The organism is Nostoc sp. CHAB 5836, assembly GCF_020829445.1.
Lineage (GTDB): Bacteria > Cyanobacteriota > Cyanobacteriia > Cyanobacteriales > Nostocaceae > Nostoc.
Genome location: NZ_JAIVFV010000009.1, coordinates 67,270 through 76,296, shown reverse-complemented (window position 1 = coordinate 76,296; position 9,027 = coordinate 67,270). Strand labels below are relative to the sequence as shown.

Here is a 9,027-nt window from a genome sequence, read left to right as displayed (position 1 = left end):
CTACCTTCATTGGTGGGTTGTGGAGTGCTTTGTGGATTTTGCCTCGTCGGCTGTTCTATTGTGGAGGTTCGAGGTATTGTTGGGATTATAGAAGAATCAACACGAACGTTATTATTCTGGGTGTTTGCGTTATTACTACCATTTATCCCAGATGATTGCTGAGTATTTAACAGAACTTGTCCTACCTCTTCAACGGAATTTAATGGGGAATTGTCTACAATCGGGTCTACTGGGGAATTGGTTGTGACAGTGTCCTCTGTGGAGGAAGTTGAAGGACTAGTAGTTAGCTGTGCAAAAGATGGGTTTTCAACTACTCCCTCACCTGTTACGGGTGACTGTGCATTCAAAGCCGCAGCAGTTTCAGCTTGAACACTAGCGATCGCTGGGTCGGGTGTAGGTGTAAGATTTTGCTTAGTTAAATCAAGCCCGCGAACCAAATCGCTCGTTTGATAAAAATTTCTCAGATCAAAATCGTATAAGCCCTGAAATTTGCCTTGAACTATAACCATCATCTGTCCTGCTTGCAGCACCTGAGTTTGAGAAGCTTCCCGATTAGAAACTTCAATGCCGCTATTTGTCAGCGCACCGACAATGGTGGTATCTGTTTGTTGGTTATAGCGTACAAATAGTGCTGAACCGCGAATTGCTGCTGCTGCACTTGGTGTTTGTATACGTGTTTCGCCCCTTCCAGGTGGGATAAGCAGTAATGCGGTTCCGTTTGAGAGTGTAAAGCTGCGAGTCTTTGGCAAAAATTGAAATATAGCCTGTTCCCCAAGCCTTGCTAAAGAGCCGTCGTTAAAGCGTAAGTCTGCTTGAGAAGCTCGACCAGTTGATAAACCATCTCCAGGAATCATTGCATCTGATTTGCGTGCAGGACGCTTCTTCTGTCTATCTCTGGGTATGAGTTGTACTAAGTTGCGGAGTTTTTGAATCTCTGCTCGTGTCAGAGGAGTTACGGCACTTACCTGATTTGGCAAAGGCAGTAGTATAACTCCCGATAAAGCAATCACTAATACTGGCAATGATTTGTAAAACATAGTTTGATAATTTATGAACTTCAACTAATACCAACAAAACTAAAGATTTCAGTTGCTGCTAATTGTTATAGTCCGTTTTTTTAGGTAAAATCCTTTGGATTTGAATCTAGATCAAAATAGATCAGGACTTACGCAAAATACCTCTCAAACTCTTCTTCCTCGCTGTCCTTTATGCCTCTGTAATTAGATTTTTATTACCTATGTGTAAGTTCTATAGATAACAAATAAACTATGTGTTTAGTTTGTTCAACTTTTCCTATAGATAACAAAGTTAGTAATAGATATAAACCTCATCTAAGTTGATAACCGTAGTTTTCGCCCTCACCCTAAATCCCTCTCCCATATCTGTCCGAGGGACTTTAAATCAGTGAACAGTTAACAAGTATCCGCATTATCGCAGTAACAGTGCGGGGATTTGACCCCGACCGAAACACGCCATGCCAGAGATATGGGGGACTCTAACTCCCAACGGAAAAATTAACTGATAATGCGGATACTTGATAACTGTTGAAAGTCTACCTCCCCTTCTCCCATACTTGGGAAAAGGGGTTGGGGCAATACTGCGTAGGTTTTGGCAAAAAAATAAAAAATGTGTAGGTTGGGGAGCCACTGCGTTGGGCGGGTTCCCCGACTTGTTCGCTTTTAGCGTTCCCGCAGGGTAGCACGTGGCGTTTGAGGAACGAAACCCAACCGAAAAGCGGGGTTTGTTGGGTTTCGCAAAGACTCAACCCAACCTACAAATATTAAAAACCTACGCAGTATTGGGGGTTGGGGGATGAGGGCAAATCCTTATTCATTAGAGTTGAACTACAGGTTTCAAGATAGACGTGGTTTACATAATTACATAAAGGGTTTCAGGTTCTATCGCTAGCGGGGGAGATGCTTTAGCGCAACGAGCGTCTGGGGTCTCCCCAATTGAAGCAAGTGGGGTGGATTTAGAGGGAACTAAAACTTTTTATACTCACAAGAGGACTTTTCAAACATCCTCTGAGGGATCTGTTGTAGAATGACTTACTGACTGTATTTCACTAAAGTTAAGCATAAACATTTACCGTATTATCTCAGTTGTGGAAAAAATTTGCGAAAAAATCCGAAAAGCAGCAATTCTAGTTTGTAAATATTAAGTATATACCTACAAAGCTCAGAATCGATGCACTCAATTGGATCTTTTGAGTCGGAACTTCCGATGCAGCCTGTCCGCCTACATTTGCCAACCGCGATCAACACAATCCAACCAGATGCGACTTAAAAAATGGAATAATTTGTTTTTTTGTGTTTTATTAGCGTCCAGTGGTGGAACCTGGTGGTGCATTAGAGTCGATGCGGCAAGATCTGCAAATACAGATGTTTGGCATTCTCAGAATTTAGCAAGGACACAGGTAAATTATCAGCAGTTATGTCAGAAGTTGCAGCAAAAGGCAATTAACTCTTTGTGCAAGCAGCCCAGTGAGTCGCATCCTTTAGACTCTCAGATCCCGTTAAATCTTGCACAGCAAACACTACAAACAACTCAAGCCCCAAACCAAACCGAAGAACCTGAAGATAGTCAAAAGCAAAATGATCCGCCACAGCTAGAATCACAGCCCAATAACTCACCGACATCTCCTTCAGACTCAAAAGACCAACTATTAGATACACCTGAGATAAATCAGTCCCAAAGGCTAGAGAGGCTAATACAACTGCTGCGATCGCGAAAAGAGCCATCTCAGTCTGAGGGCGATCGCGAATTGGGGTTGCAGGTGCGGTTACTACCCTTAGAACAGCAGCCACTCCCACCAGCACAACAACCTGTAGTTAAGTCTAAATCTATGGGCTATCTACAGGGACGTGTCGGCTACTTCCAGACAAATAATATTTTTTCCTCTAATGATAATCCTATAGAAGATGGTTTAATTATTTCTGGACTGACGTTAGCCTCTGCATATTTACCTTTGGGATCTAAGACTTATTTAAACGGCTCAATTGATGGTAATCTCATTCGTTATCTAAATCAGTCAGAATACCATTACAACCAAGTAAGATTTAATCTCAGTATTTACCAGCAGCTTTCGCGGCGAATGTACGGAGAAATCAGTTGGAGTAATCAACAGTTATTTTATGTCAACAACAGCGATGACCTGGATAGCTTTAAAGCAGGCGATCGCTTTTTAAATGAGCATTCTCTCCAACTATCTCTGGGACGCCGAGATCCCTTAACTCCAAAATTAACGCTAGATAGCTTCTACGAATTCAGTGTAAATTTTGCTGACCCCCAAAGTCGTAATCGCATAGTCAATTCCTTTTGGGTTTCTCTCAAATACGGCTTGCAAAAGCCTCTCCAGGTTGGTATCAACTACCAAACGAACTTATCAGACTTTACAGACCGCGATCGAGAAGATCTATTTCATCGGCTATTCGGGCACTTAAATTACCGAATATCCGATACTAGTAATATGAATGTCCAAGCTGGAGTAAATTTAGGTAGTTCAACCGCCGAAAATATTGATTTTAATGGCTGGTTCTTCATTATTAATTACAGTTTGGAATTAGGTCGGTTTTGAAATTTGTCATTTGTCATTTGTCATTTGTCATTTGTCATTTGTCATTTATAAGGGTTTCAGGTGTATTTACGTTTCGTAATATAGTTTGATTTATTCTTGCTGACTTACTTACTACAACTAGGGACTTGCACCATTCACGCAGGTTTAAATCTTTTCCCTCACCCCCAGCCCCTCTCCCATGTTTGGGAGAGGGGAGAGATAAGAGTGTTCCCCGAATCCCAAACATGGGATTCGGGGTTAGGGGATGAGGGCTATCAAGGAAATGGCACATTTGGGATGCTCCCCAATTTACCGCCCTGGAGTTGAGCATCGTTCTGTCTACTTACCCCTGGGGATTTGGTATGATTGGTGAAGTGGTGAGCTTTATCAAGGCCCGATTCACCTTCTTGCTCATGCACCACTAGAAACAATGCCACTGTATGTCCGTAGCGATGCCATTGTTCCCATCCAAGCTGTCAGGCAATACGTTGATCAAGCCCCACTCCATGAGATCCGATTACGGATTTGACCTGGTAATAACGAGTATCAGCTATTTGAAGATGATGGACAGACAAACGAGTATCAAGATAGCAAGTTTTCGCTAGCAAGTATCCGCATATTTACTGGCTCTAATCAAACAGCAGTAGAAATTGGAGCGAGAATGGGAGAATGGACATCTCCACCGCGTCAAATTGTAGAACTTGTTGGTGTTGGAGAGCAGCGTTTCCCAGATGATGGTAAGGCACATACTCTGCAATTTTGAAATACTCGCAAAGGTGGTTTTTTGAGCCCCCATTATTTCTTACTCTAAATTGTGCCAGAAAAAATATGTATAGAGGTAGATGAAAATCAAGTCAAGGGGTAACATAAAATACAAAAGATATAAATGTTTGAATGGAAAAAGTACGTAAATTTACTACGTTAGATAGATGCGGTTAGAGAACAATCAATGTTAAATGTTAACCGCTTGCGGGTGCAAGATAAATCTAAAATGCCGACAAATTCACTTGTGGCAAAAGTCGGAAGTGCGATCGCTGTTTTTGTTGGCAGCTTGGTACTAGTTGGCTGGTGGCTTGAGATTGAACTTTTAAAGCGTGGCTTTCTTGGTAGTCCGGCGACAATGAAAGTTAACACAGCGCTGTGTTTTGTGCTGTGTGGTGTTTCGCTGTGGCTATTTTCCAAAAGAGGGGAGCAGGGGAGCAGGGGAGCAGAGCAAAAGAATTCAAAATTCAAAATTCAAAATTCAAAATTATTTCCCCACTTCCCGACTCTGCTAATTTCCAGGGTCTGTGCAATAGCTGTGACTACAATTGCGGCGCTCACACTTTATGAATATCTGTTTGGCTGGAATTTCGGCATTGACGAGCTACTGTTTCGTGATTTACCAACTAGTTTAGCCACATCGCATCCGGGGCGAATGGGGGTGAACACAGCACTGAACTTTATGCTGGTCAGCGTCGCCCTACAGATTTTGATTCATCCAAAAACCCACCGCAGTTATTGGTATGCCCAAATTATCGCTCTAATTGCTACTTTAATTTCCTTTCAGGCGCTGATGGGCTATGCCTATAAAGTGAAAGTTCTCTATGGACTTGCACCTGATGCAACATCAATGACATTACATACAGTAGTGTTGTTCATTTTACTAAATATAGGCATTCTATGGGTGCAGGCAGACCAGGGGTTAATGAGGGTAGTTACAAGTGATAGTTACGGCGGCTTACTTGCACGTCGTTTATTAGTTGCGGCGATCGCAGTACCTTTTATCCTGGGGTGGATAATTGTTGAAGGTCAACGCGCAGGACAATACGATCCGGCCTTTGCAGTATCGGTGTTTGCCATCGTCCTAATTGTCATTTTTACCGTTTTGATTTGGCAAAGTGCGGCGGTTATTCAACGCCTCAGCCAGCAACGCGACCTCGCACAAGAAGGACTGAGAACCTACGAAGCTAAACTGGGGGGTTTTGTCGATGCTAACGTCATCGGCATTTTGTTTGGCAACGTCTATGGCGGTATCCAGCAGACAAACGACGAATTCTTGAGGATGATTGGTTACACGCGGGAGGATTTGTTAGCAGGTCGGTTAAGTTGGCGCAATCTCACACCACCAGAGTATTTACACTTGGATGAGCGAGGTATCGCTGAAGCACAAGGAAACACCAAGGCTGCTTGTACCCCTTACGAGAAAGAATATATTCGCAAGGATGGTAGTCGCATTCCGGTTTTAGTTGGTTACGTGCTGCTAGGAGAAAACCGCGAAGAATCAGTAGCCTTTATCCTCGACTTAAGCGATCGCAAGCAAGCAGAAGCAGAGCAACAAAAATTAGTATCACTGGTAGAAAATAGCTCTGACTTTATCGGTATCGCCACCCTTGAGGGTAAATTACTTTACATAAATGATGCAGGTCAAAAGCTGGTAGGGCTTTCCAGCCTTGATGAAGTCAGGCAAAAAGCAGTATTAGATTATGTCATGCCCAAAGACAAAGCCTATTTTCAAAAATATATACTGCCGACTGTGCTATTGGAAGGGCGCTGGCAGGGAGAATTTTGCTTTTGTCACCTCCAAACAGGTCAACCAATACCGGTTGATTACAATATCTTCACTGTTACAGACAAGAAGACAGGTCAGCCAATTGCCTTAGCAACTGTGACTCGTAACATCAGCGAGCAAAAGCAGGCCAAGGAACAAATATTACAACTAAACAAGGATCTACAGCGCCGCATTAGTGAGCTACAAACTTTGTTGGAGGTAATTCCCATTGGAATTGGCATTGCCGAAGATCGAGAATGCCAAAATATCAAGGTCAACCCTTCTTTTGCCAAGCAGTTGGGAATATCCTCAGACACAAATGCCTCCCTCAGTGCTTCCTTAGAGGAAAGGCCAACAATATTTAAAGTGTACCGCGAGGGAAGGGAACTCTCAACAGAGGAACTGCCAATGCAGTACTCTGCTGCTCATGGTGTTGAAGTTCTGGATTTTGAAGTTGATGTAATCCATCAAAATGGCAAAACCGTCAATCTGTTGGAGTATGTTGCACCCTTGTTTGACGAAGAGGGTAGAACCAGAGGAAGCGTTGGTGCATTTGTGGATATTACGGAGCGTAAACAGGCAGAGGAAGTACTCGTAAATCAGCAAAAATGGCTGGAAAGTGTGTTAAATCTGATGCCGAGACCGTTGCTGTTTATCGAACCAGGAACGGCGCGAGTAACTTTTGCCAATCGCTCTGCTAACGAATTAGCTGGGGGCGAATTTCCCAAAGGTGTACCAGCCGAAGATTATCACACAGTTTACTATTATACAGATGCGGCAGGCGATCGCATTCCCAATGAGCAAATGCCAGGAGTGCGGGTGGCTCTTGGCGAACGCCTGAATGGATTGGAGGTAGATTGGCATACTCCCGGTGGTGTGCGCTCTCTATTAATATTTGCTGATACCTTGCCAGCAATGCACGGTCATCCGGCTACCTGTATTTTGGTGTTCCAAGAAATCAGCAACCTGAAAAAGGCACAAAAAGCACTCTCATTAGGTTACAAAAGGCTAAAGCTACTATTTGACACCGCTAACGATTTACTATCGAGTCAGCAACCAGTAGCACTAATCGATAGCGTCTACCGAAAACTAAGAGACCAAATTGATTTAGATATTTACTTTAACTATTTAGTTGAGAATAACTCTCAGGTAATCCGGTTAGGGTCTTACACTGGCATTACCCAGGAGATGGCAAAAGAAATTGAGTGCTTACCACTTGATCAAGGGGTTTGTGGTACTGTAGCGCTCTCACGCCGTCCCATAGCTGTAGAGAATGTGCAGCAATGCACTGACCCGCAAACAGAATTGATCCGGTCTTTAGGCATTACTGCTTATTATGCATACCCATTGATCGCCCAAGGACGCCTGTTGGGTACTCTTTCTTTTGGTAGCCGCACTCAGTTAAGCTTCACTGACAATCAAAAGGGGATGATGCAAGCAGTCTGCGACCAAATAGCGATCGCAATGGAACGGGCTAGTTTAATTGGTTCTTTGCAACAACAAACAGAGCAGTTGCAAGAGGCCAACCAGATGAAGGATGAGTTTCTGGGGATATTGTCCCACGAATTGCGATCGCCTCTCAACGCTATCCTTGGCTGGGCGCAATTACTGCAACGAAGCAAACTCAGTGAAATCCAAATTGCTAGGGCTACGGAGACAATTGAACGCAACGCCAAAGCACAAACCCAGCTAATTGAAGACCTGCTGGATATATCGCGGATGATTAGAGGTAAGTTACGCCTCAATGTCCATACTTGTAATTTGGTTCCGATCATTGAGTCAGCCATCGAGACTGTTAATCTAGCCGCCCAGTCGAAAGAAATCGATTTAAGATTTTCCCTGATTCCCTCAAAAGAAACACCAAATGCGCCACCGGAGATACTCCCCGTGGTCACTTTCGCGCCAAATTCCGATTTGGGATTAGAAATCAATGTCGAAAATCTAGAATTTCCAGAAGCAGAATCCCAAAGCAATCAATACTCAGAGGACAGCAAGCTTGGCGAAAATTCTCAATTCTTAGTTTCCGGTGATTTCGATCGCTTGCAGCAAATCATCTGGAATCTGCTATCCAATGCCATCAAATTTACACCTGTTGGAGGACAAGTAGAGGTGCAATTATCAGTAGTTGCTGGACAAGAAAAACAACAGACAACGGATAAATATGCCCAAATTCAGGTGATTGATACAGGTATTGGTATCAGTGCTGACTTTCTTCCTTACGTGTTCGATCGCTTTCGTCAAGCTGATAGTTCTAGCACTAGAACCTATGGTGGATTAGGACTAGGATTAGCCATCGTCCGTAATTTAGTAGAATTACATGGCGGTACTATCCACGCAGATAGTCCGGGTCAAGAACAAGGAGCGACGTTTACAGTCAAACTACCACTGCTGAAGAGTGCGCCCCTTCCCCCTTTCGCCCCCCTTCCCCCGTCTCCCCCTCTCCTCCTCTCCCTTCTTGGCGTGCGCGTGGTAGTTGTAGATGACCAAGCCGATACCCGTGAATTCATTACCACAGCACTTGAACAGTGTCAAGCCGAAGTTAAAGCAGTAGGATCAGTTCCAGAAGCATTGGAGGTAATTAGAGAGTGGAAACCAGATGTTTTAGTCAGCGACATCGGTATGCCCCAGGAAGACGGTTATTCTTTGATCCGTAAACTGCGATCGCAGCCACCAGAACTCGGAGGAAATATTCCCGCCGCAGCGTTGACAGCTTATGCTAGGGCAGAGGATCGGATGCGAGCTATACAAGAAGGTTATCAGCTACATTTATCTAAGCCTATTCAAGCAGCGGAATTAGCTAGAGTAGTCGCCAGTCTTGCTGGAAGGACTTAAAACAGTTATCAGTTATCAGTTATCAGTTAAGTAAGTCGGCAAGAATAAACCAAACTATGTTACGAAACGTAAATACACCTTAAACCCTTACAAATGACAAAGGACAAAT

At 43.7% G+C, this 9,027-nt stretch carries 4 protein-coding genes and 1 pseudogene; 3 read left to right on the top strand and 2 right to left on the bottom strand.

The genetic code is table 11. From position 1 onward, the window contains the following. A partial coding sequence (locus tag LC605_RS03480) for a FecR family protein (protein ID WP_229546180.1) occupies positions 1-1,037 on the bottom strand: 1,037 nt, incomplete at its 3' end. 1,238 nt (positions 1,038-2,275) lie between these two features. Here LC605_RS03480 and LC605_RS03475 point away from each other — a divergent pair. After that, positions 2,276-3,577 carry a hypothetical protein gene (locus tag LC605_RS03475; protein WP_229546179.1) on the top strand — a complete coding sequence of 434 codons (1,302 nt, stop codon included), beginning with the start codon at positions 2,276-2,278 and terminating at the stop codon, positions 3,575-3,577. 254 nt (positions 3,578-3,831) lie between these two features. Here the strand turns inward: LC605_RS03475 and LC605_RS03470 are convergent, their stop codons facing one another. Then, positions 3,832-3,993, bottom strand: a complete 162-nt coding sequence (locus LC605_RS03470) for a hypothetical protein (protein WP_229546178.1) — start codon at positions 3,991-3,993, stop codon at positions 3,832-3,834. A 107-nt stretch (positions 3,994-4,100) separates the two neighbouring features. On the opposite strand from LC605_RS03470, the pseudogene LC605_RS32770 reads away from it, so the two are divergent. Further along, positions 4,101-4,319 (top strand): annotated as a pseudogene (locus LC605_RS32770) (DUF5110 domain-containing protein); the annotation flags it as partial. 186 nt (positions 4,320-4,505) lie between these two features. Continuing rightward, positions 4,506-8,918, top strand: a complete 4,413-nt coding sequence (locus tag LC605_RS03460) for a PAS domain S-box protein (protein WP_229546177.1) — start codon at positions 4,506-4,508, stop codon at positions 8,916-8,918. Positions 8,919-9,027: the final 109 nt, after the last annotated feature.

Excerpts from the sequence above, each read along its gene's own strand:
- LC605_RS03475 (WP_229546179.1), top strand. The coding sequence starts at position 2,276 with ATGCGACTTAAAAAATGGAATAATTTGTTTTTTTGTGTTTTATTAGCG.
- LC605_RS03460 (WP_229546177.1), top strand. The coding sequence starts at position 4,506 with ATGTTAAATGTTAACCGCTTGCGGGTGCAAGATAAATCTAAAATGCCG.